Source organism: Caulobacter sp. CCUG 60055 (assembly GCF_022750545.1).
In the GTDB taxonomy this organism is placed as follows: domain Bacteria; phylum Pseudomonadota; class Alphaproteobacteria; order Caulobacterales; family Caulobacteraceae; genus PUIC01.
Map to the genome: position 1 here is coordinate 1 of NZ_PUIC01000018.1, position 978 is coordinate 978.

Here is a 978-nt window from a genome sequence, read left to right on the forward strand (position 1 = left end):
TGTGAATCGGCGTGGAAAATTGCCCCCCATCTCGGGGAGATCGGCGTCGAAAAATGACCCCCTATCCCTGAGGCTTTGATGGCCAGATCGGCGGCTTGTTCAGCTGCGGATCGAGACGGGGATGTTGGTAGTGGAGACGGTTGCGAAGATCCGGCGCGAGCACTTCGGGCGGGGCAAGGGCGTGAAGACGATCGCGCGGGAGCTTGGGCTGTCGCGCAACACGGTCCGGAAGGTGCTGAGATCCGGGGAGACAGCGTTCGAGTATGAGCGTTCCGAACAGCCTCATCCGAAGCTGGGCGCGTTCATCCCGAGGCTGGAGGCGATGCTCGATGCGAACGCGGCGGGCGCCCGCAAGGACCGGCTGACGCTGACGCGGATGGCCGATCTGTTGTCCCGGGAAGGCTATGAGGGTGGCTATGACGCCGTGCGCCGATATGCCGGTCGCTGGGCATCGGCGCGCCGCGGCGTGAGCTCGCCAGTCGAGGCGTTTGTGCCGCTGAGCTTTGCTCCGGGCGACGCCTACCAGTTCGACTGGAGCCACGACCAGGTCGAGATCGGGGGGCGGCCGCTGACGGTGAAGGTGGCGCATCTGCGGCTCTGCCACAGCCGTCGCTTCTACATCCGGGCCTATCCGCGCGAGACCCAGGAGATGGTCTTCGACGCGCACACCCGCGCCTTTGCACTGTTCGGCGGGGTCACGACGCGGGGGATCTACGACAACATGAAGACGGCGGTCGACGCGGTCTTCGCGGGCAAGACTCGGCGCTTCAACCGGCGCTTCGAGCAGATGTGCTCGCACTACCTGATCGAGCCGGTGGCTTGCACGCCGGCCTCGGGCTGGGAGAAGGGCCAGGTCGAGAACCAGGTGGGCTATGCCCGGGACAACATCTTCAAGCCGCGCCTGCGCTTCAAGACCCTGGAGGAGCTCAACGGCTGGCTGGAGGCCGAGTGCGAGCGCCGCGCGCGCAGCGATCGCCA

Annotated in this window: 1 protein-coding gene; it reads left to right on the plus strand. The window is 66.4% G+C overall.

What is annotated here, in order from left to right; genetic code table 11:
• Window positions 1-121 precede the first annotated feature (121 nt).
• Window positions 122-978: IS21 family transposase (gene istA, locus C5708_RS19040; protein ID WP_242923564.1), on the plus strand; the 857-nt coding region annotated here is incomplete at its 3' end.